This window comes from Ornithinibacillus bavariensis, assembly GCF_050433565.1.
In the GTDB taxonomy this organism is placed as follows: domain Bacteria; phylum Bacillota; class Bacilli; order Bacillales; family Amphibacillaceae; genus Ornithinibacillus; species Ornithinibacillus bavariensis.
The window spans coordinates 622,260-647,881 of sequence record NZ_JBNPWZ010000001.1 but is presented as its reverse complement, the minus strand read 5'-3'; the positions used below and the strand labels follow the sequence as shown (position 1 = coordinate 647,881).

Genomic DNA, 25,622 nt, shown 5'->3' with positions numbered 1-25,622 from the left:
CTAGTTTATTTTATAGAGCCAGTGCATTCATTATTTAAGAAGGAAAGTACTCCATAGGTTCCTTACAATGAACATAACCATTTTTCTTGTAATAATTGATTGCTTCATCACTTGGCCATACAATTACAAATTCGTATTTATTCTCTTTAATCCATTTATTTATTGAACTTAATACGTTACTTCCTACGCCTTGATTTCTATATTCAGGAATCGTATACACGTTGGTCATATATGCAAATGGGTGAGTAATTCTACCAGGTCTTGGTACTTTTTGTATTAATTCTATGTATATATGTGAAATGATTTTTCCCTTATCCTCTGCAACCCAAATAAACCACTGATTACTATTTAGTGCATTTTCTAAAAATATTTGACATTCCTTTTCAAACTCTTCATAAGGCTCGTCCTTTTTGCTCTCATCAAATTCGATGGTATTATGCCATCTCATTTTGATTAACTGATTAATGTCCTTTGTCTCTGCAAGTCTAATATTCACTTATTTCACCTCCTAAACCAAAAAAATTTATTTCACGCTAACTAATACTGAACCTTTAGTTTAAGTAGATTTCTTCAAAACCTCTAAGAATTTAATTGCTAAAGAAAATATCTTATATCTTATATCTTATATATTAAATATCACTTGAGCAATTTGTTTTTGACCATTTTTCTCAAACATCTTATATGTCTGCATTCCTATTTTTTCTGCAACCTTCTGTGATGATATATTTTCAAGTGTAGTGTATGAAAATATCTTGGGGTAATTCAAAATATCAAAAGCATAATCCTTACAGGCAATTGCTGCTTCTGTTGCATATCCTTTATTCCAATACTTCTTTATAATATGAAAACCAATCTCCGGTACTATTTCATTCTCTATTGCTTGCATTGTAATGCCACAGTCTCCAATAAATTTTTCCCCATCTTTTAGAATTACCGCCCATAAACCATGGTTATATTTTTTATAATTATCAATATTCCATTGGATCCATTTTTCCACCTTCTCCTGATTAAACGGCTCATTATAGTATTGCATCGATTCTGGATCTGAAAGAACTTTAGATAAATCTTGTACATCCTCCATTATTAGTTCCCTAAGATAAAGTCTCTCTGTTTCTATTATTTTCTTCATGTTTTCTATCCTCCAAATACCTTTTTGCCCTATTCTTGCATTAATCTGATCCGTTAGTTTAAGTACATTTCTTCAAAAACTATACCCTCTTGCAGGGTTTTGACTATTCGGTAAATTTAGTTTACACTAATTTTCTTATTCGTGTACTTGAAAAAGTCAAATATATTCTCACTTTTGGATTCTAAAGACTACTATTATTTGTTTATCGAGAAAACATGAGTTAGTAAACAGTCTCTCATTTACTGCTACTCTTTTTATCATTCAATGGAAATACTATGTCCAGCACTAGGTCTTTCTGTATTTTATCTTTCTTGCATTTATAAGTATAACGGAATTCAAGTAAAAGATTTCCCAATAAATAAAATTAAGCATAAGCTTTCCATTTTGATAACTTATGCTTAAAGTCACAAAAACAAAAAAACCACCAACATATGTATTGGTGGAGACGGTGGGAGTCGAACCCACGTCCAAAGGTATCGGCACTCAGGCGTCTACACGTGTAGTTGGCATATTATCATTCGCTAGCTTTTCAGCCTACCAACAGGCTTCCAAGTAGCTAGTCTGATTAATTTCTACGGCCATCCTCAGACGGTGGACACCGTAAAAGCCCGCTCTAGTTGAGACCCTTCAATCTGCTCCACGGGCGAGAGCAGGAAGGATCAGCTAAAGACTGCTTACGCAGCTAAAGCTAAGTTATTGTTAGTTTTGCCAGTTATATTTAGGCGATTAACGTTTTACGAGTCGTAACCTCGACGCGCAACCTGAGCTCGACCTACCCCTGTCGAATCCGTAACGCCCCCATAAAAGGAAAACGCTCGGGATAAATAATCGAGCTTAATTATTATTATTATTAAGTTTCATATCACTGACGTATCAGCGACATACTTATTATATCATATGAAACGACATTTTCAAGACGTATAGCGTGGGATGTTTTCCCAACCTCACAATCGTTTTCCAGTTTCCTTCACAAATAATCAAACCATCAGCTACGTTTATACACTAGCTGATGGTTACCTATTAACGATTATAATCCTTGATGGCTCTATCAATATCTCGCTTCATTTGTTTTTTCTTTAAATCCTCACGTTTATCGTATTTCTTTTTCCCTTTACCTAAACCAAGCAATACCTTAGCAAAACCATTTTTGATATAAATTTTTAAAGGGACAAGGGCATAGCCCTCCTGTTGGGTTAGACCGATTAATTTATCAATTTGCTTGCGATGTAGTAATAATTTTCTTGTTCGTGTCGGATCATGATTGAAGCGATTCCCTTGTTCATACTCCGAAATATGCAGGTTGATTAACTGAACTTCCCCACGTTTATCTATTCTAGCATGGGAATCCTTTAAATTTACACGTCCTGCACGAATGGATTTAATTTCTGTACCTTGCAATACGATTCCAGCTTCATATGTATCTTCAATAAAATAATCATGGGATGCTTTTTTATTTTGTGCAATTACTTTACCTTCACCTTTAGGCATCTTTAGCCCTCCTAAAACTTCCGTGGATTCATTTTACCAAATAATCCTCTGTATTCCAATAAAAAGGTGGAACATCACGATGATATTCCACCTCTATCTATTATAACAATAATAGACTTAAAGCCATTAATGCCATTCCACTTATTACCCCATAGATGGACACATGGGCTTCATCAAACTTCTTTGCAGCAGGTAATAACTCATCTAGTGAGATAAATACCATAATACCAGCAACAGCAGCGAAGATAACGCCAAACATGATGTCCGACAAATATGGCATTAGAATTAGAAATGCAACTAATGCCCCAATAGGCTCTGCAAGTCCTGACAAGAATGAAAATTTAAAGGCTTTTTTCTTATCACCTGTTGCAAAATAGATTGGTACGGAAACAGCTATTCCTTCTGGTATATTATGAATCGCGATTGCAACAGCAATTGCAAGTCCTAGTGCCGGATCTTGAATAGCTGAAACAAAGGTTGCTATACCTTCTGGAAAGTTATGAATCCCAATTGCTAAAGCGGTGAATACTCCCATTTTTAATAATTCAGGATTGTTAGTTATCGCACCATTGGCTTTCATATCCTCTACTTTTTTGATTTCATGAGGATTCGAGCCTTTTGGGACAAAGCGATCGATCAAAGCAATCAAAAGCATCCCAGCAAAAAAAGAGCTAACGGTTAGCCACCTACCACCATCTTTTCCTAATTCTTGTACCAAGGAATCCTGGGCTTTAAAAAAGATATCTACCATTGAGACATAAATCATCACACCTGCTGAAAATCCAAGTGCAAAGGATAAAAATTTCGTATTCGTTGTTTTCGTGAAAAATGCTAACAAACTACCAATACCTGTTGCCAAACCTGCAAATAATGTGAATAGAAATGCAAGCAATACATCGTATGACATGTATTCTTCTCCTCTTAATGTTGTACTAACTTATCTTTTTTGACTAAGGGAAACATTTATAAGATTATATTATTCGGAGTAGCTAAAAAGTGCAATAAAAATTTATTTAATAAAAAAAGACTAATTCTGCTTACTCGACAGAATTAGTCTATACAGTTTTTTCATGTAATGTAACTATTTTCGTTTACGTGTCTTCGGCTTCTTTGATTTTTGTGAGCCTTTTACTGCTTTTCCGTTCCCTTTGCTTTTACCGTTTAGTGGTCCTGATTTCTTTCCAGCTTTCCCTCGCTCAGCAGCATCGAGATTCCGCTTCTTTCCGCCACCAACTATTTCGAAATCAATGGCATACTCATCCATATTAACACCTGTACAACGAACCTTAACCTCTTGTCCTATCCGATAAACCTTTCCTGTACGTTCGCCAATCATCGCATAATGTCGCTCATCAAAATGATAGTAATCATCGGTTAAATAACTGACATGCACAAGTCCTTCAATCGTGTTTTCTAATTCAACAAAAAGCCCAAAGCTTGTCACAGAACTTATAACAGCAGGAAATTCTTCTCCAATTTTCTCCTGCATATATTCTGCTTTTTTCAAATCATCTGTATCTCTTTCTGCATCAACAGCTTTCCGTTCTTGTTCGGATGAATGTCTTGCAATCTCAGGAAGCTTCTCCTTCCATGTACCAATTGTCTTACTATCCAAGCTCTTATCAATGAGATAGGTCCGAATTAATCGATGGACAATTAAGTCTGGATAACGCCGAATTGGTGACGTAAAATGGGTATAAAATTCCGTTGCTAAGCCAAAATGTCCGACACTCTGCGGATCATATTTCGCTTGCTTCATGGAACGGAGCATTAGCTTGGATATAATCATTTCCTCTGGCTTTCCTTCTGCATCCTCTAATACCTTTTGCAGACTTTGCGGATGGATTTCATTCGCGGTTCCTTTTACCTTGTAGCCAAGACCACCTAGAAACTCAAAGAAATGCTGTAGCTTACTTTGATCGGGGTCCTCATGGATACGATGAATAAACGGAACTTCCATCCAGTGAAAATGCTCAGCAATTGTTTCATTAGCTGCTAGCATGAATTCCTCAATTAATCGTTCGGCAACCGACCGTTCACGAATAACGACATCTGTTGCTATACCACCTTTATCTACCAGTACCTGTGCTTCTTTAAAGTCGAAGTCAATAGCACCACGCCCCATGCGCTTTGCACGTAGAATGGACGCAAGTTTTTCCATTTGTTCAAACATCGGAACAAGTAGTTTATATTTCTCACGAAGCTCCTCATCCTTATCTACAAGGATACTATTGACATCACGATAGGTCATTCGCTCTGTCGTTCTAATCACACTTTGAAAAATCTCATGCTTAACTACTTTTCCTGCTGGATCAATTTCCATCTCACAGCCAAGAGTAAGCCTATCAACCTGAGGATTTAAGGAACATATTCCGTTCGATAAACGATGTGGAATCATCGGAATGACACGGTCAACTAAATAGACACTTGTCCCACGTTCAAAGGCTTCCTTATCTATCGGTGAACCTTCTGTGACATAATAACTAACATCAGCAATATAAACGCCTAGCTTATAGTTTCCATTATCAAGCTTCTTGACACTTACTGCATCGTCTAAATCCTTTGCATCTGCCCCGTCAATAGTTACAATCACTTCATCACGCAAATCTCGGCGATTATTAAGCTCTGATGGATCTATTTCATCAGGAGTATTTAATGCCTGCTCTAAAACCTCCGCTGAGAAATCCATCTTAATTCCGTGCTTATATATAATCGAAATAATATCAATTCCAGGGTCATTTTTATGACCAAGAATTTGAATAATTTCTCCTTCCGCACTCATGCGGTTCTCTGGATATTTCGTAATCCTTGCGATAACCTTATGTCCGTCGACTGCACCATTCATTTTTCCCTTTGGAATAAAAATATCATTGGGAATCCGCTTATCATCTGCAATAACAAATCCAAAAGCTCTGTTATCCTCGAATGTTCCCACTACCTCTGTGATAGCACGTTCTAAGATACGAATGACCGTACCCTCTGGTCGACTTCCAGTAATATCACGTTTTTCAATTCGCACTAAAACACGGTCATTGTTCATGGCAGAAGCCAAATCAGAATGATGAATATATACATCTGTTTCATTCTCATCATCTGGGATTAAAAAGGCAAATCCCTTAGCATGCATTTGGATTTTACCGCGGATTAAATTCATTTTTTCCGGCAATCCAAAACGATTCTTTCTCGTACGAACAAGCTCTCCATTATGTTCTAACTCATTTAAGGCTTTCACTAATTCCTTGAACTCAACTGCATCAGTTATTTCTAATATTTCTTCTAATTCATCAACTGCCAGTGGTTTGGAATCATATGTATTAAAAAAGTCTCGTAAACGATCTAGCATTATTTCACTCACAAAAACACCCTCTTTCTCTTCACTAACCTTACTATTATTGTTAGTTTTCCCAATCTAGTGATTCTAAAAACTGAAGAATATCATCATGTAACTGTTCTTTTTCTTTATCGATTGTAATAACATGACCTGATTCCTCGTACCACTTAATTTCCTTTCGATCTGCTTCTACATTCTCATAAATATATGTAGCACTTTTCGTATCAATCATTTTATCTAATCTTGCCTGAACGACCATTGTAGGTGTATAAATCATATCCACATGATTTTTAACACTGGTAATCGTTTTTCCTAATTCATGAAACATCGGGCTAGAATTTTCCATTAAGTATGAGACTTCTTTTTCAATGGTGTTTTCATCCTTACCCTCTAATTGCTTATACTCCTTAGAAAATGCCTGGAATCCAGCGGTTAGCTGACTTTCATTGTTGAAGTACATTGGCGCACACATAGGAATTACAGCTTTTACGTTTTCCGTATATGCTAACTTCAGACTGAATACACCACCTAATGACAGGCCTGCAACAGCTATCTCATTATAGCCCAAATCCTTCAAATGCTGGAAAGCCTTTTGGACATCCTCCCACCACTGCTCTGGTCTTGTTTGAATTAATTCCTCTGGTGGCAGTCCATGTCCGCGATAAATTGGTGCATGTGAGGTATAGCCATTTCGTTCTAAGAAACGGCCTAGCATACGTACATCTGCCGTATGACCTGTAAACCCATGCAATAATAAAACGGCTCTTGGGCCTCGTTCAAATGTAAATGGCTTTGGTTGAATAACTTTCATTTCACTAAATCTCCTTATTTATACTATATACTGTACCCTTTATTCATTAATCTACACATGAGAAAGCACTTCTAGGCATGTTTCGGGTTTATTTAAAAATAAATGAAAACAAGGTCCACCCCTTGCCTTAATAGGAAGAAACGGTCTTACGATTTTTTTCTTTCTATCAACCAATAAAAAACCCTTATCACTAGTTGTGATAAGAGTTACTTTAAACTATTGTAAAACATATGCACTTATAAAAGCTAGAATAAAGAATAATACTCCCGTAATAATTGTCATTCTGTGTAATACTAAGTCTATTCCTCTAGCCTTTTGCTTTCCAAATAATTGTTCTGCACCACCAGAGATTGCTCCAGATAGGCCCTCACTTTTACCACTTTGTAATAGAACTAAAACAATCATAATAATTGCATCAAGCACTAGTAGAAAATTTACAAAACTAGCCATGTTCCCATGACACCTCCTGAACATATCGGACAGTAACTATTCCTACTTTAGCATAATTTTGAATAATTTATCAAGCTATTTTTCGAAAAAGGACCAGACAAATAGAATTTATACGCGCTATCTATTATGATGGAGGAAATAGAAATAATAGAGGTGATTCATGTGAAAGCTACCTTTTGGATGAAGTCAGTAGATGAAACAGAAATATATGTTGAAAAATGGTTTGAAGAAAGTAAGGAGCCTAAGGCCATTGTCCAAATTGCTCACGGTATGACAGAGCACATTCAACGATATCATGACTTTGTACAATTTTTAGTACGAAATGGGATATACGTATATGGAAATGACCATAGAGGACACGGAAAAACAGGGCAAAAGCAAGAGCTAATGGGCTACTTTTCAGAAGCGGATGGATTTGAAAAAACGACCAATGATCTACATCAAATCACCCAACTGATAAAAAAAGCGTATCCGGACAAACCTATTTTCCTTCTTGGTCATAGTATGGGATCCTTTTTATCTAGAAACTACATCCAAACATATGCCAGTGATATAGCAGGGGTCATCCTATCTGGCACTGGTTATTATCCAAAGGCAACAGCTACTTTTGGAAAGCTACTAGCATCCCGACTATCTCCAAAAAAGAAATCACCATTCATGAATAAATTAGCATTTGGGACCTTTAATCGGAAAATTAAAAACCAAAAAACACCATTTGATTGGTTAACAAGAGATGATGCTGTCGTACAGGCTTATTTAGAGGATAGCTTGTGTGGGTACATCCCAACAGCACGCTTTTTCTTCGATCTCATGACCGGGCTTTTATGGATTCATTCTCCAGAGCGGAACAATCAAATACGGAAGGACTTACCGATGTTCATCATCAGTGGGGATCAAGATCCAGTAGGGAACTATGGAAAAGGTGTTTGGAAAACGGCATCCATGTACAAGTCATTAGGTATAGAGCATATCACTGTGTCTCTGATAGAGGGAGCACGTCATGAGGTTTTAAATGAAATTAACAAAGAAGAAATCTATGAAGATATTCTAAACTGGATAATCAAGCAAATTGCAACATAATTTTCCAGTAAAGCGGTTTCAAAATGAACTTTTTGTTGCAAGATGATGTATTGCTTGAATCCATACCTTTATACAGGTAACATATAGTAGATAACGTATAGATTTGTAATGAAAGGAAGTAAAAAGTCATGACGAACATCCAAGGAATTGCAGCCTCATCTGGAATTGCTATTGCAAAAGCCTACCAGCTGGTTACACCAGATTTATCCTATACTGTAAAAGAAATAGATAATCCTGATAACGAAATACAGCGTCTAGAACAGGCACTTGAGGTTTCCAAACAAGAGCTCGAAAAAATAAAAGCACATACACTAAAAGAACTTGGTGAAGAGCATGCAGAGATTTTCTCTGCGCACCTACTTGTTCTAAGTGACCCAGAGCTTATCAATCCAATTAAGGACAAAATTAATAACGATAAAACAATGGCCGAAGCTGCACTTGAAGATGTTGCTAATATGTTTATCGGTATGTTTGAAAGCATGGATAATGAATATATGCGCGAGCGTGCAGCTGATATTCGCGATGTAACAAAACGAGTAATGGCACATTTACTTGGCGTTTCTTTCCCTAACCCTGCTTTAATCGATGAAGAGGTAATAGTCATTGCAAATGATTTAACTCCTTCTGATACTGCACAGCTTAATCGGCAATTTGTTAAAGGATTTGCGACAGACATCGGTGGACGTACTTCCCATTCAGCTATTATGGCACGTTCATTAGAAATTCCAGCAGTAGTTGGTACAAAGGAAGTAACAAAATCCGTTTCTCAAGATGAAATCGTTATTATTGATGGAATTGATGGAAACGTTGTGATTAATCCAACAGAGGAAGAACTAAACGAATACAAAGCAAAACAAGAAAACTTTGCAAAACAACAAGCTCTTTGGGCTCAATTAAAGGACGAGCCTACATTTACTGCTGATGGTGAACAGATTGAACTTGTCGGTAATATCGGCACTCCAAATGATGTTACAGGTGTTCTAAACAACGGTGGTGAAGGTGTTGGTCTATATCGTACAGAATTCCTATACATGGGTAAAAGTGAATTACCGTCTGAAGATGAGCAATTTGAAGCATATAAATCTGTTTTAGAGCAAATGGGAGACAAGCCTGTAGTTGTTCGTACACTGGACGTTGGTGGAGATAAAGAGCTACCATACCTTGATTTACCTAAGGAGATGAATCCATTCCTAGGCTACCGTGCTATCCGATTCTGCCTAGAAAATGAACATGTTTTCCGTCCACAGCTACGAGCGCTTCTTCGTGCTAGTGTTTATGGTAACCTAAAGATAATGTTTCCAATGATTGCTACACTTGAGGAATTCCGTAAAGCAAAAGCGATTTTATTAGAAGAAAAAGAAAACCTAAAGCAAGAAGGACATTCCGTATCGGATGATATTGAAGTTGGAATTATGGTAGAAATCCCATCCACAGCTGTTATCGCGAAACAATTTGCGAAAGAGGTTGATTTCTTCAGTGTCGGAACAAATGACCTTATTCAATATACAATGGCTGCTGACCGTATGAATGAACAAGTATCATACTTATATCAACCATATCATCCAGCGATCCTAAACCTAGTAAATAATGTCATTGAGGCTGCACATAGTGAAGGAAAATGGGCTGGTATGTGTGGAGAAATGGCAGGAGATCCAATTGCTATTCCAATCTTACTTGGCTTAGGACTTGATGAATTTAGTATGAGTGCTACATCCATTCTTCCAGCTCGAACACAGCTAAAGAATATCTCGAAGAAAGAAATGGCTTCTTATAAGGATAAATTACTTTCTATGTCCACTGCTGAAGAGGTTGTTGCATTTGTAAAAGAAAAAACAGAATAAGTAAGCTAATAGAAGAGCAGAGAATATTTCCCTGCTCTTCTCACTTTGTGAATAATTATTCTATAATCTGCATTTTATCTGTTATGGATGTTCTTCCTTTATCCCTTGGAACCTTCTTTGGATAACCAATCTGAAGTACCGCAGCAATTTTCGTTTTGTTTGCATCTAGTTCAATATCCGAATAAAATCCTGGGTCATGCATATAAGGAGTAATCGTCCAAAGCATTCCCACCCCAAACTCCCAAGCTGCGAGCTGAGAATTTTGTATAAATGCACAGACAGCAGCATATTCTTCTTCATATCGGACAGGATCCTCTTCTTTTTCAAAATATATTACTGCATGGTGGGGAATACTGTGAAGAAAACTCTTCATGGAATCTATCATTTTGATTGTTTTCGGATCATTGTTATTACGAATCATCCCAATTCGCTGATAGCTTCTGATTATTGCGTGGATTAGCATATCTTTACCATCTCTTTGATATAGCTTCATCTGCCATGGTTCTTTCATATAGTGGGTAGGTGCATAGGAACCATATGTGAAAATCTCTCTTAATAGCTCGATATCTACCTCTTTTTCTTCAAAAGTATGAATACTACGCCGTTCTTTTATAGTATTTAGTACTGTCATGTCCCCATCCCCTTTCTCCATATAAGATTCAAAGAGTTATCTACTCCCTACTGTTTAGCATTTTATAATAAACTAGAAAAATAGCAATAAGGTTAATACTAAATAGGATTCCACCAGTTACTAAAAATTTAATCGTATTCGCCTTTATTTTAAATTCATATAAAGAAGAGTCAACATAATCATATTTTGCCAGCCAACCATCAGCAATAGAAATACCGAAGTTATCGCTGAAGCATATGAATATTAACCCAACAATTCCTAGTATTGAAAATAAAGACATTAATCCATTAAATCTCTCCGTTTTCATATTCAGCCTCCTTGTTATACCTTCTATTCTCCCTACAATCCATCAACTATATTAATAGTACCATTCTAAATAAAGGTTAGTTATTATAAATTTTAATTTTATCTAAAATATACTTAGAATCCACCAAAAAATGACCTCCATCATGATAGTGATTGGAGAGTCATTCTAATATCGTTTTGATAATTAGGTTTACAAGTACACTTTTTAAAATCGTTGTCCTGTCATTGTCGTCATGAAATTTGTAAAAAATAGTTTATAATCAAAATCAAAGGCAATTCGGTGTTTTTTAATTTCTTTTTCCGTTTCTTTAGCAAGATTTCCAAATGAACGGATATCGGCAATGCTTTGCCCTCTTTCTGTGCCTTTCGTAGCTTGGACAACATGAACAGGATATGTTTCAAATGTGAACATATTCTCTAGATTGACAGCCATCAGCGTAAGCACGTCATGCATTGGACTTCCTTGGACATTCGGATCCCGCTTCTTATAATAGTTATAGTAATAATCAATCATTGGTTTAAAGATAGGAATACTTCCCATTCGATCAATATAATCAACCATTTCAGGTGTGACAATAGCCCGTTCGGTAACATTTAGAGGGATGATTGTCACTTTATCAAAATACGTCAACACAATCTCAGCTGCTACTGGATCACCATGGAAATTAGCCTCCGATACAGCGGTCACATTTCCCGGAACCCAAAAGGCACCACCCATTACAATTATTTCTTTTATTTTATTCATAGTATCTGGATATAGTAGAAACATGGTAGCAAGAGAAGTTAACCTGCCAATATTGACAATATATAGTTCCTCACCATATTGATTAATAATATCAATGATTCGAAAAAAGTTCTCAAAAGTAATACCATCCTGGATGTTTTGCGGGATAATTGGTCCAAGTCCATACTCCCCATGAATCTCTGGAAAGTATTCAACTGTCTCGGCTGTCATCGGATTCTTTGCACCTGCAATAATAGCTGTCCTTTGTGCTTCACTCGAAGAAAAAATCTGTTCCTGTAAATATTGAACTGTGGCAAGTGCCTTTTCACGTGGAATATTGCCATAATCGGTGACAATTCCAACTAAATCAATATTTTCATTAAGGTAGCCATATATTAATGCAACTATATCATCAATGCCAATGTCTCCAAATAGTAATACCTTCTTGCCCACATATTTTCTTCCTCTCAGGAAATTGTTCTTTTTATAACCTATTGTTTGGAGAAATTGTCCCGTGACAATTATATTTGGGGTGGAGTTTTGCTTAAAACTCATTCTTTGTTCTTTCTTCTTAATTTCTCCAGTAATCTAATTGTATTTCCTCTTCCCTTTTTATTCTTTACAACAATTACTAAGGCATTCCTTCAAAAAGCTAAGAACTACTTTATATAAAAAAAGCACCCTAAAGGTTAGATTTCTCCAACTTTTAGGGCGCAGACTACTTCTATGATATCTTATTTATTTTTCAAATTATAAAATGCATTTAATCCAGCATATTCACCCATGCCAGCTAATTCATCCTCAATACGTAGTAATTGATTATACTTAGCTACACGGTCAGTACGGGATGGTGCACCAGTTTTAATTTGACCTGCGTTTGTTGCAACAGCAATGTCAGCAATTGTGGAATCTTCAGTTTCTCCAGAACGGTGAGAAATAATTGCTGTATAACCAGCACGTTTTGCCATTTCAATAGCATCAAATGTTTCAGTAAGTGTACCAATTTGGTTTACTTTAATAAGGATTGAGTTGCCAACACCTTGTTCAATACCTTGAGCAAGTTTTTTCGTGTTGGTTACGAATAAATCATCACCAACAAGTTGAACTTTGTTGCCAAGACGTTCTGTTAATAGTTTATGACCTTCCCAATCGTTTTCGTCAAGACCATCTTCAATCGAGATGATTGGATATTTACTTACCATTTCTTCATACCAAGCTACCATTTCTTCAGAAGTACGTGTTACGCCTTCTCCTTTAAGAACATATTTACCATCTTCATACATTTCAGAAGATGCAACGTCCATCGCTAGTTTTACTTCTTCGCCAGGCTTGTAGCCAGCTGCTTCGATTGCTTCTACAATCGTTTGTAGTGCTTCTTCGTTAGAGCTTAGGTTAGGTGCAAATCCACCCTCATCGCCAACAGCTGTATTATAGCCTTTTGATTTAAGTACGTTTTTCAAGGAATGGAAGATTTCTGCTCCCATGCGTAATGCCTCTTTAAACGTAGGAGCTGAAACAGGCATAACCATGAATTCTTGAATATCAACGTTGTTATCTGCGTGTTCTCCACCATTGACAATATTCATCATCGGTGTTGGTAATGTTTTACCATTAAATCCACCTAAATAGTTGTATAAAGGAACTTCCAAGAAGTTAGCTGCTGCACGTGCAACTGCCATGGATACTCCTAGAATTGCGTTCGCACCTAGTTTTCCTTTGTTTTCAGTTCCATCAAGTTCAATCATAAGTGCATCAATAATGTTTTGACGAGTAACATCCATTCCAATTATTTCTGGTGCGATGATCTCATTCACATTGTGAACAGCTTTCTCTACACCTTTACCTAGGTAACGGCTCTTATCACCGTCACGAAGTTCAACTGCTTCATATTCCCCAGTGGAAGCTCCACTAGGTACCATTGCAGTACCGAAAGCTCCTGATTCTGTGTAAACCTCTACCTCAACTGTTGGATTACCACGTGAGTCTAATACTTCGCGTGCATATACATCTGTAATGTATGGCATTCTTACTCTCTCCTTTTACTTTTTAATTAATGATGAACCTGTCATTTCTTTTGGTTTTTCAACATCTAATAAATCAAGTAATGTCGGTGCTAGATCAGCTAAAATACCGCCATCACGTAATTCCACATCTTCTTTCGTTACAATAACCGGTACAGGATTCGTAGTATGTGCGGTCATTGGATTTCCTTCCAATGTCACGACCTCATCTGAATTCCCGTGGTCTGCAGTAATAATCGCATGACCACCCAACTCGATTATTTTATCCACTACTTTTCCTAAACATTCATCCACTGCTTCGATGGCTTTAATGGTAGGCTCTAATTTACCAGAATGCCCAACCATATCAGGGTTTGCGAAGTTCAGGATAATTGCATTTATTTCTCCTTTGTCCAGCTCTGCAAGAAGTGCATCTGTGACCTCATATGCACTCATTTCTGGTTTTAAGTCATAGGTTGCTACTTTAGGAGAATTAATTAGGATACGCTTTTCACCAGGAAATTCCTTTTCACGTCCACCACTCATAAAGAAAGTGACATGAGGGTATTTTTCAGTCTCCGCAATACGAAGCTGTTTTAAATTATTTTGTGATAGAACTTCCCCTACTGTATTATCTAAGTTAACTGGTTCATATGCAACAAAACCGTCTACTGTTTCACTAAAGTTCGTTAACATAACGAAATCTAGATTTTTTGGCACATTCGGGCCACGATCAAAGTCGTGGAAATCCTCATTGGCAAATGTACGTGAAATTTGGATGGCACGGTCAGGACGGAAGTTATAGAAAATGATGGAATCTTCGTCCTCTACTTTTCCAACTGGTTCATTATTCTCATCCACAATAACAGATGGAATAACGAATTCATCGTAAATACCATTCGCATAGGAATCGTCAACAACAGCTTCTGCATTTGGATATTTCGGACCTTCTCCATAAACCATTGCATCATATGCCTTCTTCACTCGATCCCAGCGCTTATCACGGTCCATAGAATAGTAGCGCCCACTTACGGTTGCAATTTTTCCAACACCATATTCCTGCATTTTCTCTTCGGTTTCTTTAATGTAGGATTTAGCAGTTTGTGGACCTACATCACGACCATCTAAGAATGCATGGAGATAGACCTTTTCTAAGCCTTCATCTTTGGCTAATTTTAAAAGGGCAAACATATGATCAATATGACTATGCACGCCACCATCAGATAATAGTCCGAAAATATGTAATGCCTTATTTTTTTCTTTCGCACTTCGCATTGATTTTAAGAACGCTTCATTTTCGAAAAAGTCCCCTTCTCTAATGGACAGGTTTACACGGGTAAGGCTCTGATACACGATTCGTCCAGCACCAATATTGAGATGCCCTACCTCGGAATTTCCCATTTGTCCTTCAGGAAGTCCAACCGCTTCTCCACTTGCTTTCAATTGATTATGTGGATAGCTATTCCAATACCGATCAAAATTTGGTTTATTCGCTTGTTTTACGGCATTACCTTTTACTTCATTACGAATCCCGAAGCCATCTAGGATTATTAATGCAGCAAGTTTGTTTTGACTCATTTTGCACCAGCCTCCACAAGCTGTAAGAAAGAATCAGCCTCAAGACTTGCGCCACCAACTAATGCCCCATCAATATCTGATTGTGCTAATAATTCATCAACATTGGAAGGCTTCACACTACCACCATATTGAATGATTACTGCTTCAGCAGTTGCAGCATCTGTTAACTCTTTTACAACCTGGCGAATATGTGCGCATACTTCATTCGCATCCTCGCTTGATGCTGTTTTTCCAGTACCAATTGCCCAAATCGGTTCATAAGCAATAATTGATTGAGTCACTTGGTCCTTAGAAAGTCCTTCTAGTGCTTTTTTCACTTGTTCACCAACTAGTGATTTCGTTTCATTGGCTTCACGTTGTTCAAGTGTTTCACCCACACAAATAATTGGTGTTAAGCCATGATTAAATGCAGCATGTGCTTTTTTATTAACTGTTTCATCTGTTTCAGCAAAATATTCACGACGCTCAGAGTGACCTAAAACAACATGGGATACACCAATATCCTTCAACATCACAGGACTAACCTCTCCTGTAAAAGCACCGTTATCTTCAAAGTGCATGTTTTGCGCACTTATTTTAACATTGCTGCCTTTTGCTTGCTCTACTAAAGACGCCAAATAAGGAAATGGTGCACAAACAATTGCTTCTACTTGATCAGTTGCTGGAATTTTGTTCTTTACTTCAGTAACAAATTGCGTTGCTTCTGCAAGTGTTTTATTCATTTTCCAGTTACCAGCTATTATATTCTTGCGCATGTTCTCACCTCTACATTTATCATTTTCATTACTTATTACTTAATGCCGCAACCCCTGGCAAAGTCTTACCTTCCATAAATTCTAAAGAAGCCCCTCCGCCAGTAGATACATGATCCATTTTTTCAGCTAAATCAAACTTCTCTACTGCAGCTGCCGAGTCTCCTCCACCAATTACGGTATAACCATCTGTATTTGCCAATGCTTCGGCAACAGCTTTCGTACCATTGGCAAATGCATTCAACTCAAATACTCCCATAGGGCCATTCCAAATTATGAGCTTCGAATCTTTTACGATTTGACTGTATTTTGCCCTCGTTTCGGGACCAATATCAAGTGCTTCCCAATCAGCAGGAATCTCAGAAATAGGCACTATCTTCGTATTAGCACTCTCGGAAAAGTCATCTGCAACAACGACATCGATTGGTAATACAAAATTAACACCTTTTTCTTCTGCTTTTTTCATAAACTCTTTTGCTAACTCAATTTTATCTTCTTCTAATAATGACTTCCCGATTTCATACCCTTGGGCTTTAACAAAAGTATAGGCAAGACCGCCACCGACAATAAGATTGTCAACTTTATCTAAAAGATTATCGATAACACCAATTTTATCCTTAACCTTTGCACCACCAATGATGGCTGTAAAAGGACGATCTGGATTTTCTAGTGCTTTACCTAATACAGATAATTCTTTCTCCATCAGAAAACCAGCTGCAGATGGAAGCTTTTCAGCAATACCTGCAGTAGATGCATGTGCACGGTGAGCGGCACCGAATGCATCATTTACATAAATATCTGCCATGTTAGCAAATGCATCCGCTAAAGTTGGGTCATTCTTCTCCTCGCCAGCCTCAAACCGAACATTTTCTAACAGTAAAATGCCACCAGCTTGAAGTTCAGAAATAGCTTCATCTACTTCTTTTCCATAAACGGAATCCGTTTTGGAAACCTCTTTTCCGATTAGGTCGCTTAAACGCTTCGCAACAGGATCAAGACGTAATTCTTCTACTACTTGGCCTTTTGGTCGACCAAGATGACTTGCTAAAATTACTTTTGCTCCATGTTCGGATAAATACTTGATGGTAGGTAATGCTGCTCTAATTCTTGTATCGTCTGTCACTTCTCCATCTTTCATCGGTACATTAAAATCAACTCGACAAAAAACCTTCTTCCCATTAAGGTCAAGATCCTGTATTGTCTTCTTATTCACTTCGATTTACCTCCCAACATTATGTAAGCATTACTTGATAGGTTTCCCTTAAGTTACGTCCATACTCATTTTATAAAAAGCCTTAAAGGAATGGAAGTAATACCTTGCGACAAACATGAGAAAAGGAGGAGAATTTGCTCCTCCGCCTTTTCACTAATTCATCTTTATATTATAGACCTTTTTGTCCCATGTATGAAGCTAAGTCAACAACACGAGTAGAATAACCCATTTCGTTGTCATACCATGAAAGAACTTTTACTAGGTTACCTTCCATAACCATAGTAGATAGGCCATCAAGGATAGAAGAGTGAGTGTTTCCAACAATATCACTTGATACTAGAGGAGCTTCGCTGTATTCAAAGATACCTTTAAGTTCACCTTCTGCAGCCTCTTTAAATGCTTGGTTCACTTCTTCAGCTGTAACTTCTTTTTCAAGTTCTGCCACTAAATCAACCATTGATCCATCTGGAACTGGAACACGTACTGCCATACCATTTAATTTACCTTTTAATTCAGGTAATACTAGAGCAACTGCTTTAGCTGCACCAGTAGTAGTTGGAATAATGTTTTCAGCAGCCGCACGTGCACGACGATAATCTTTATGTGGTAAATCTAAAATTTGTTGGTCATTTGTATACGCGTGAACAGTTGTCATTAAACCACGCTTCACACCAAATTTATCATTTAATACTTTAGCAAATGGAGCTAAACAGTTTGTAGTACAAGATGCGTTAGAAACGATATGGTGCGTGCTAGGATCATATTGATCATGGTTAACACCCATAACTACTGTAAGGTCTTCATTTTTTGCAGGAGCTGAAATAATTACCTTTTTCGCACCAGCATCAATATGTTTTTGAGAAGAATCACGGTCTACAAAACGACCAGTAGATTCAACAACAACTTCAACACCTAACTCTCCCCATGGAAGATTAGCTGGGTCACGCTCAGCAAGAACTTTTATCTCTTTTCCATTTACAACAATATTGGAACCATTAACGGTAATTTCTTCTTCCAATACGCCATGAACAGAATCATATTTTAATAAATGTGCTAGCATATTTGCATCTGTTAAATCGTTTACTGCTACGATTTCGACATCATCTCTTTTTAAAGCTTGACGAAATACATTACGTCCAATACGTCCAAAACCATTAATACCAACTTTTACTGTCATAGTATATTCCTCCTAAAAATTCTCTAATCTTAAAAATTATTTTAAAGGGAAGCATCCCTTAAAATCTGGTGTGCTGCTGCTTCATCCGTGATTAGCATCGTACTTTTACCATGCTTGAAGTAGGATTGGATTGCTTTTGCCTTAGATTGTCCACCAGCAACGGTAATCACATTATCCATTTTCTCTAAATCTTCTAGCTGTAAACCAACTGTACGAACCTTGTGGACGACATTACCCTCTTGATCGAAATAATACCCAAATGCTTCGCTAACCGCCTTTTTTTCTACTAAATGCTGGATAACTTCATCAGGTGTCTTCCGGCGTTTCGCCATTGTGATTGCATCACCGATACCATGTAGAACGATATCAGCATTACGTATCAACTCTAAAATCTCGATGACTGAAGGCTCTTTAATCATATTTTGATAAGATGTTTCACTTATCGGATCTGGGACATATAGCAATCGATAATTTCCTTGTGCTTTTCGAGACATTTGTGAAGCAATCGTGTTTGCTTGATTTTCGACCTCTTCACCAATACCACCACGGGCAGGAACAAATAAGTAGTTGCTTGCCTTTTCTAATGGTGTCATGACACTTGCAATAGAGGCCATGGTTGTTCCTCCAGTTACTGCTATGGTCGAATTTCGTCGAATGATTTGCTTCAGATAGGCAACACAAGCTTTCCCCATCTCTTGCTTAATCCATTCATGCTCATCACTATTACCTGGGACAATTACAACATTCTCTACTTGTAATGTTTCCTTAATTTCTTTTTCTAAAACACTTAGTTCTGTTATTTCATTCATTACTTGTGCTAACTGATCGAGTAACATTTTCCCTTGTTCAGTAATAAGCATTCCCTTAGTAGTGACTTCTAATAATCCTTGTTCATGTAAAAAATCAATTTCACTTCGAACTTGTCTTTCCGTTAATGCACTACTTTCAGCTAGCCCCCTTCTTCCTATCGGTTGATAAAGGTTCACACTGTGTAAAAGAGAATATCTAGTTCGCATTACTTCCAACAAATCAGGTATTAGTACTTTTTGCAAATCGATCAATGCCTTCATGACATTTCTCCTTTGAATATCGGGAGCGAAAATGTCCCACCGCTATAAAATGTGTCCCACATGTCCCAAAAAAAATCACATAGATGACTATGTATAGTAGTATCTTACCACATTGTTAAAAATATACAAAGAAAATAGCTCTATCTTTTTCTTATTGGAAGATTATCTTCGATCGTTCGTTGTAACGTACCATAGTCAACATGTTCACAATCAAGTTCAATGTCTTTAATAGTAATTACTGGAATTAATAAATGGTATTTTTCCAGCCAGTCATCATTCGTATATATATCTCGTTTTTCTATCTTGAATTCATAATCCTGCTGGAACATTCCTAACAATGTCTCTGCATCATCACAAAGTGAACAATTTTCTTTTGTATAAAAATATACTTTATCCATTTTAATCACCTACTTTAGTTATCTAGTGCTAGTATACAAAAGTAGCTCGTACTTAAGCAATTTTGATGGTTAGTCCTTTCCGTTATGATCTTCTTGCAATATTTGAATAATATCCCTAATATATAAATAGAAGTTGAAATATTCAATAATCACCTAATTGTTTAAGATATCTTGTAAATATACTAAGGTTTCAAATTGGATTAAAGGAGGAATAACAATGGGTTTTCTAAGTGGAATCATGGGTAATGCATCAACAGTCAAGAAAGAGGAAGTACAAAAAGAAATTGGTGACTTACTTGCAAATGGAGAAGAAATCGATGTAGCTTTCAAATTAATAAGAGATTTAATTGTATTTACAGATAGCAGGCTGATATTGGTGGATAAGCAAGGGCTAACCGGTAAAAAGACAGAATATCACTCTATACCATACAAAAGCATTTCCCACTTCAGTGTGGAATCCGCAGGACATTTTGACTTAGATGCTGAGTTAAAAATTTGGATTTCAGGTGCGGAGCTTCCAGCTATACAGAAGCAATTTAAAAAAGATAAAAGCATTTATGATGTTCAAAAAGTATTAGCAACTGTATGTAAATAAGTACATTTATAACTTGATAATCTACAAATCATAAATTCTTAAAAAAACAAGAACAAATGTAGAAAAAAATTTAACACTGAATTTATTTTTTACTTTTAATCAGTAACTTATGATTGAAACTAATACTCATGCCTATTTTTTATGATTTTAATATGTAATGAAATACATGATGACAGCAAGGTAAAGTCCTTGCTGTTATTTTTTATAAAAAACTTTTGAAAACTTGTGATATGAACAGTTATTTGGTTATTTTACGAATAACGATAATTTCCCTAACCAGAGTGAACAGCAAATTTAGGAAATTATTTCAATACATACATGATTTCCCACATGCACATAGTTTCCATTCCTAATCCTCTACATCATGCTTTTCGTTTAACAACTACATCCTTGATTTTCCGATTAACTTTTTACATCTTTTTCTTCAAATAATACATATCGCTGTTCCCAGTCCATCCTTTTACAATCTCAGATGATATGAATTAGAAAGAACTCAATAAAATAGACATCTTTCTTCCCATAGATAATACAAAAAATATGCTAATTTAGTAGAATATATAACCAGCCAATATGATGACTTTTGAATACTTTAACTAATAAGTGAATAGGAAAGGAGGTGATATGGATGAGTAGAGTATGGAGAAACAATGATTTCGATACTAATCCATCACGCTCCAGAAATGAAGTAGAAAATAGAGTAGAAAATGAACTAGATGCAAGGTTGGATAACGATCTCGACAATGATAATGATATTGATGTTCGAGACAAAAATACCAATATTGCAAAAGTAATTAGAAGTGGTAACGCCCGAGTTGATCTGGATGTAAGAGTAGATAGTGAATCACGCTCAAGAGTTAGGTCAAGAGCCGAAGCAGAACAAGACCAAGATCAGGAGCAGAATCAGAGGCAGAGACAGAGAGAGAGCGAGCGTGAGAGGGAACGTAGGCACGAGAGGGACCGAGACTAATTCCGCATTGGAAGGATATTAGCTCCGGCTAGTATCCTTCTATTTTTAAGCAAAGGAGAAGATTTGCATGCATGATCGGTTTATTAAACATGAAGATAACGCAACTGTTGGAAAAAGCGGTAATTCTGATGTCGATATCACAATAGACATTGATACAACTGCAATTGCTTATGCTATGTTATGTTCTCTTTATGCCACTAATCGTCTAAATAGTAAAGAATTCGATTTAGCAATAAGAAAATTCGATTCTTTGATGGAGAGAAAAGAGAGAAGACCTATAAAATATAACAATGACGCGAGTTCACCAAAATTATATAATATACCGTCAAATAACCGTAGAAGAAGCTAAACTTTAGCGTCATTAATTTAATGACGCTCGCTTCTTCTTCGTATTTTCAAACAATTCTTACCACACCTCGCTATAGCCCAAATCACATTTCTTAGGATAACTATTGTTTCTTTACTTGGTTCACCTATTTCCTTGCAATGAAGAAATATATTCCAACGCTCTTTTATATATTTGAAAAAAATAGATTGCATTAATTTCTTTGCAATAATAAGTAGTAAAAGAATTAAATCCTTAAGTTTGGAAAATATAAAGAAAATAAAAGTTCCAAAGATGAGGTATTTTAAATGATACTCTCCATAGCCCTTTTACTAACTGTACTATTAACTATTCTCGCGTTTCGCACAAAAAGTCTCCATAAAATTGAAGTAATTGTACTAATAGTGTTTATCTCTAACATCGTAAATAATGTGTATAGTATGTGGGGTTTAAACCTTAACCATATAAAAACTTCAGATAGAATGGAAGAATTTATTTCATTTGTATTAGTTTCAGCAGCAATGATGCCCGCACTCATAACTTGTATGCTTGGGATTATTTTATCCATTCGTACACTAGTTTGGAAATATTTGTTTATCATAATAAGCCCTTTTTTGCTCATTCTTATAGAATATCTTGCTGATGTCGTAGGAATAATTGAGCACTACCAAATGTCAATATGGGACTCACTTATCGTTTGGACTTCCGTACTTCTTATTGCATATATATTTCGAAGTTTTTTCTATTCACTATTGAAGGGAGTTTAAATAGATTATGTTATTCCTTCCTATCCATTTTGATGAAAATGAGTGGTTTGTCATCATGGCTCTTTTTTTATTAACTTTGGGATTAATTATTTTTCGTAATGTTCTATCTTCAGCTGTGATTGTAGCAGTATTAATTTATTTTGCTACGATAGGAAAATGGACCGATTATGTTGTAGGTATTAAGTTTCAACATTATCTTGCTTTAGATACGTTCAAGCAAGATTTATTTGACTGGCTATGTCTGGAAATAGCATACCCGTTAATTGGTTATTTTTTTGTGAATTTCTTAGCTAGTTGGAAGTTAAAAGGTATGTTCACCATTCTCTATATATTTCTATGGTCAATTTTACTAGTTTTCTCGGAATGGATCGCTTCATTATTCAACGTATTTATTTATATTAGATGGAATTTGCTATATTCCTTTATTGTTTATTTTTCTGTGCTATCGTTATGTATTCTCTATCTAAAATTAATCCAGCGAGTTTATTGTAGTTCTTTACAGAAATAGCCTGTAGTTTTAACCTAATCTATAGATAATTTTTAATCATAGGTTTAGTCCTTTAAGGATAATAAATTAGAAAAGCTGGGTAGCTACTAGTGATATTACTTACTTGTATTAATAAAATTAATTTAAATGGAATAGGGTACATAAATTTTACAAGAAGTAAATGAGCAAGTGGTTTTCAGTGATCCTGGCTTTTCTAGAATAAACAGCACTCTAAAGTTGCCATTAATATATTTAGCAGAATTTCGATATTGGAGGTCCTCTTTTATTTAAAACTCTTCTCCTACTCCAAACTCATCCCACTTACCTTTGCCCTGATATGTATTACTTTGTTTCTCCATGTTCCTACAAAAAGGTTATTTAAGCATTATCTTAAAAGGCATCAACATAGACATAAAAGGAGTGTTTCTCTGCACTTTCTAAGAGGAAAAAGTACCGCATCGAGGGCGATTCAATAATTCATATATATTTTAATTGCTTCTTTCATTTTTAATGAAAGCTTATAAACCCTTACTTTTATGTCAATTATTTTAATAAAGAATAAACAAAGGAGTTTTCTATTATGCGTTCAACGTTTGTTGGATCTTTCCTTCTAGGAATTGGAACAATCGGAATGATGGATGGTATTGTTTTCCACCAAATTTTACAATGGCATAGTATTTATATGCACACGAATAGGTTTAACCAAATAGTCAGTGATGGCCTGTTTCATTTAATTGTTACAATTGTTATTTTTATTGGTGCAGTTATCTTATGGAAAAGTGATCCATCAGATTCAAAAAATAATAACTTTACCTTTTTAAGTGGATTATTTCTTGGTGCAGGTATATTTAATTTTATAGAAGGTATCTTAAACCACCATATTCTACAAATACACCATGTGAAACCAGGTCCAAATCAATTTTTATACGACATTCTATTTGACGTCACTGGGATTATTATAATTATTATTGGACTGCTTTTTATGAAAATCAGTTCAGCAAAAGGCTAAATATAAAGCATATACCACTAAGATATTAAAAGTGTTCATCTCTAATTTGATCTAGAAAATGAATCAGTCTGATTGATTTACTAAAATCACTACTGAATAATAACGATTTTTTGGTAAATGAATAATGCTCCTCAAATTAGTTCGAACTCCAAAAAGGTAAAAATGCAATTTTTTAAATCCTAACTATAAAGGTAGCTTTTAGTCTATCTGTACATGCAGACCTAAGAAGAAAAAATCAATCACTTAAAAATCTTTTAATATTATTTCTTTTACTTTTTCTAAGACTACTTCTCTATTCATCTACTACTATCGTCTTTATTATACGAAACACCTTTATTTACAAATTGGGAAAGTTCACCTCTAAAACTCCATAAGAACTTTTCTAATTTTTCCTAAAGTAGAAAAGCTCCAGAACCTATTACCTCAGACGAGGCTTTACTTAATTTCATACGATTATGATAATGTTCTTAAATAAATATAGGGGGAAACTTTATACATATTTGTTCGTATTAATAGATAAGGATAGTTTAAATTGGGGGGATTATTGTGTCTATACCATATGAAATTATCATTTTATCACTTATAGTAGGACTTATTGTTTCTTTAATTTTTTCGTTAATTTTCAAGAACAAAGAAAAGAAAGATAGTGGTTTTGTATTTTTTTACGATAGATTGACATATAGAAGGAAAATGATTCGAACCCTATGGTTGTTTCCAGTGCTAGTTATTTTAATTTTCGCTATAAACTTATTGGCTAGTTTCGATTTTAAGGAAACTCTTATTGTTTCAGTTTTCTTCTTAATTCTTTTTCTAATACAATTGATTTATAACTATACCAAGTGGAAAAAACATGAAAAGTAAGACCTGCATAAGCATAATAATATTCCTTTCCTTTGGATTAATAACTGTTATTGTATTAAAACCTAAAACAGGAAGATACCTCTGCAATAGTAGAGGCAAACAAGGAATTTGAAACACTAAAAAAAGAGTTCAGGAATTAACTAGTACTGAAAAAGAGAATCAAGAAATAAAACAGCAAATTTCAGTTAGTGATCAGGAAAATAAGATGTTAAAAGAAACTCTCACAGCACCAACTATTTATACAACTCTACTAAATAGTGCTGAAATTGACGGATTTTTACTGAAGCTGCATATGATTCCTATAACATCTAATATTTGTCAGGACTGCCAAAATGGCTATGAATTAAGTGGGACTAGCAACTTCCAAAACTATCGTTAAAAATGTTCCAATCTATTTACTAGATGAGTCAAATTTTTTTTGAGGTAGAATGGAAACACTTGGTTAACCTTGAGCGGAGCCCATTATTACTAATGTTGTTTGAAACAGATAATGGGATTTTATTCATAAGGGAGGAATATCATCCGCTGCAACTTGAAAGTAGGGAAGAGCAAAAAGAATTATTTAAATTTTGGTAGTATTAGTTGAATATAAACCTTACATAGCTTTAGTTAGTATCGAATAGAAAAGTATT

At 35.7% G+C, this 25,622-nt stretch carries 25 protein-coding genes and 1 other RNA gene; 8 read left to right on the top strand and 18 right to left on the bottom strand.

Annotated elements, in window-relative coordinates:
* Positions 1-34: 34 nt before the first annotated feature.
* The 8 genes from HNR27_RS03015 to secG all read right to left on the bottom strand — a co-directional run bounded on the left by HNR27_RS03015 (position 35) and on the right by secG (position 7,209).
* Positions 35-496 (bottom strand): GNAT family N-acetyltransferase, encoded by a 462-nt coding sequence (locus tag HNR27_RS03015; protein WP_429338694.1) that lies wholly within the window; start codon positions 494-496, stop codon positions 35-37.
* 126 nt (positions 497-622) lie between these two features.
* Positions 623-1,129 carry a GNAT family N-acetyltransferase gene (locus tag HNR27_RS03010; RefSeq protein ID WP_429338693.1) on the bottom strand — a complete coding sequence of 169 codons (507 nt, stop codon included), beginning with the start codon at positions 1,127-1,129 and terminating at the stop codon, positions 623-625.
* Positions 1,130-1,566: 437 nt separating this feature from the next.
* Positions 1,567-1,929: a transfer-messenger RNA gene (ssrA, locus tag HNR27_RS03005) on the bottom strand.
* Between the two features lie 220 nt (positions 1,930-2,149).
* Complete coding sequence (gene smpB / locus HNR27_RS03000) at positions 2,150-2,617, bottom strand: SsrA-binding protein SmpB (RefSeq protein ID WP_212919816.1); 468 nt, start codon at positions 2,615-2,617, stop codon at positions 2,150-2,152.
* A gap of 100 nt (positions 2,618-2,717) precedes the next feature.
* Positions 2,718-3,524: a zinc transporter ZupT gene (zupT, locus tag HNR27_RS02995; RefSeq protein WP_429338692.1), complete on the bottom strand. Its 807-nt coding sequence runs from the start codon at positions 3,522-3,524 to the stop codon at positions 2,718-2,720.
* Positions 3,525-3,698: 174 nt separating this feature from the next.
* On the bottom strand, positions 3,699-5,960 hold the full coding sequence (rnr, locus tag HNR27_RS02990) for a ribonuclease R (protein ID WP_429338836.1): 2,262 nt from the start codon (positions 5,958-5,960) through the stop codon (positions 3,699-3,701).
* Positions 5,961-6,012: 52 nt separating this feature from the next.
* Positions 6,013-6,759 (bottom strand): alpha/beta hydrolase, encoded by a 747-nt coding sequence (locus HNR27_RS02985; protein WP_429338691.1) that lies wholly within the window; start codon positions 6,757-6,759, stop codon positions 6,013-6,015.
* Between the two features lie 216 nt (positions 6,760-6,975).
* The gene (secG, locus tag HNR27_RS02980; RefSeq protein ID WP_212919820.1) at positions 6,976-7,209 is read right to left on the bottom strand and encodes a preprotein translocase subunit SecG; all 234 of its coding nucleotides are present in this window, start codon (positions 7,207-7,209) and stop codon (positions 6,976-6,978) included.
* A gap of 162 nt (positions 7,210-7,371) precedes the next feature.
* Here secG and HNR27_RS02975 point away from each other — a divergent pair, with 162 nt between their 5' ends.
* Positions 7,372-8,289 carry an alpha/beta hydrolase gene (locus HNR27_RS02975; RefSeq protein WP_429338690.1) on the top strand — a complete coding sequence of 306 codons (918 nt, stop codon included), beginning with the start codon at positions 7,372-7,374 and terminating at the stop codon, positions 8,287-8,289.
* Positions 8,290-8,417: 128 nt separating this feature from the next.
* Positions 8,418-10,130 (top strand): phosphoenolpyruvate--protein phosphotransferase, encoded by a 1,713-nt coding sequence (ptsP, locus tag HNR27_RS02970; RefSeq protein ID WP_429338689.1) that lies wholly within the window; start codon positions 8,418-8,420, stop codon positions 10,128-10,130.
* Between the two features lie 55 nt (positions 10,131-10,185).
* On the opposite strand, the gene HNR27_RS02965 is transcribed toward ptsP, so the two are convergent.
* From HNR27_RS02965 to HNR27_RS02920, 10 genes are all read right to left on the bottom strand, one after another.
* Positions 10,186-10,761: a nitroreductase family protein gene (locus HNR27_RS02965; RefSeq protein WP_429338688.1), complete on the bottom strand. Its 576-nt coding sequence runs from the start codon at positions 10,759-10,761 to the stop codon at positions 10,186-10,188.
* A 40-nt stretch (positions 10,762-10,801) separates the two neighbouring features.
* On the bottom strand, positions 10,802-11,068 hold the full coding sequence (locus tag HNR27_RS02960) for a hypothetical protein (RefSeq protein ID WP_429338687.1): 267 nt from the start codon (positions 11,066-11,068) through the stop codon (positions 10,802-10,804).
* 204 nt (positions 11,069-11,272) lie between these two features.
* Positions 11,273-12,244, bottom strand: a complete 972-nt coding sequence (locus HNR27_RS02955; RefSeq protein ID WP_212919825.1) for a nucleoside hydrolase — start codon at positions 12,242-12,244, stop codon at positions 11,273-11,275.
* Between the two features lie 281 nt (positions 12,245-12,525).
* On the bottom strand, positions 12,526-13,815 hold the full coding sequence (eno, locus tag HNR27_RS02950; RefSeq protein ID WP_429338686.1) for a phosphopyruvate hydratase: 1,290 nt from the start codon (positions 13,813-13,815) through the stop codon (positions 12,526-12,528).
* Between the two features lie 15 nt (positions 13,816-13,830).
* Positions 13,831-15,369 (bottom strand): 2,3-bisphosphoglycerate-independent phosphoglycerate mutase, encoded by a 1,539-nt coding sequence (gene gpmI, locus HNR27_RS02945; protein ID WP_429338685.1) that lies wholly within the window; start codon positions 15,367-15,369, stop codon positions 13,831-13,833.
* Positions 15,366-16,124: a triose-phosphate isomerase gene (gene tpiA, locus HNR27_RS02940; protein ID WP_429338684.1), complete on the bottom strand. Its 759-nt coding sequence runs from the start codon at positions 16,122-16,124 to the stop codon at positions 15,366-15,368. The genes gpmI and tpiA overlap by 4 nt, the downstream gene beginning before the upstream one ends.
* Before the next feature lie 28 nt (positions 16,125-16,152).
* A complete protein-coding gene (locus HNR27_RS02935; protein WP_429338683.1) occupies positions 16,153-17,334 on the bottom strand; it encodes a phosphoglycerate kinase in 1,182 nt (393 codons plus the stop codon).
* A 169-nt stretch (positions 17,335-17,503) separates the two neighbouring features.
* On the bottom strand, positions 17,504-18,511 hold the full coding sequence (gene gap / locus HNR27_RS02930) for a type I glyceraldehyde-3-phosphate dehydrogenase (RefSeq protein ID WP_429338682.1): 1,008 nt from the start codon (positions 18,509-18,511) through the stop codon (positions 17,504-17,506).
* 41 nt (positions 18,512-18,552) lie between these two features.
* Positions 18,553-19,581, bottom strand: coding sequence for a sugar-binding transcriptional regulator (locus HNR27_RS02925; protein WP_212919831.1), 1,029 nt, complete (start codon positions 19,579-19,581; stop codon positions 18,553-18,555).
* Positions 19,582-19,721: 140 nt separating this feature from the next.
* Entirely contained in the window at positions 19,722-19,979 is a 258-nt protein-coding gene (locus HNR27_RS02920) for a glutaredoxin family protein (RefSeq protein WP_429338681.1), read from the bottom strand.
* 217 nt (positions 19,980-20,196) lie between these two features.
* Here HNR27_RS02920 and HNR27_RS02915 point away from each other — a divergent pair, with 217 nt between their 5' ends.
* The 6 genes from HNR27_RS02915 to HNR27_RS02890 all read left to right on the top strand — a co-directional run bounded on the left by HNR27_RS02915 (position 20,197) and on the right by HNR27_RS02890 (position 25,369).
* The gene (locus tag HNR27_RS02915) at positions 20,197-20,574 is read left to right on the top strand and encodes a PH domain-containing protein (RefSeq protein WP_212919833.1); all 378 of its coding nucleotides are present in this window, start codon (positions 20,197-20,199) and stop codon (positions 20,572-20,574) included.
* A gap of 625 nt (positions 20,575-21,199) precedes the next feature.
* Positions 21,200-21,541, top strand: a complete 342-nt coding sequence (locus tag HNR27_RS02910; RefSeq protein WP_429338680.1) for a hypothetical protein — start codon at positions 21,200-21,202, stop codon at positions 21,539-21,541.
* Between the two features lie 67 nt (positions 21,542-21,608).
* Positions 21,609-21,890, top strand: coding sequence for a hypothetical protein (locus HNR27_RS02905; protein WP_212919835.1), 282 nt, complete (start codon positions 21,609-21,611; stop codon positions 21,888-21,890).
* A 750-nt stretch (positions 21,891-22,640) separates the two neighbouring features.
* Complete coding sequence (locus tag HNR27_RS02900) at positions 22,641-23,141, top strand: hypothetical protein (RefSeq protein ID WP_429338679.1); 501 nt, start codon at positions 22,641-22,643, stop codon at positions 23,139-23,141.
* Positions 23,142-23,700: 559 nt separating this feature from the next.
* The gene (locus HNR27_RS02895; protein WP_212919838.1) at positions 23,701-24,129 is read left to right on the top strand and encodes a DUF2243 domain-containing protein; all 429 of its coding nucleotides are present in this window, start codon (positions 23,701-23,703) and stop codon (positions 24,127-24,129) included.
* 1,066 nt (positions 24,130-25,195) lie between these two features.
* Positions 25,196-25,369 carry a hypothetical protein gene (locus HNR27_RS02890; protein WP_429338678.1) on the top strand — a complete coding sequence of 58 codons (174 nt, stop codon included), beginning with the start codon at positions 25,196-25,198 and terminating at the stop codon, positions 25,367-25,369.
* Positions 25,370-25,622 lie beyond the last annotated feature (253 nt).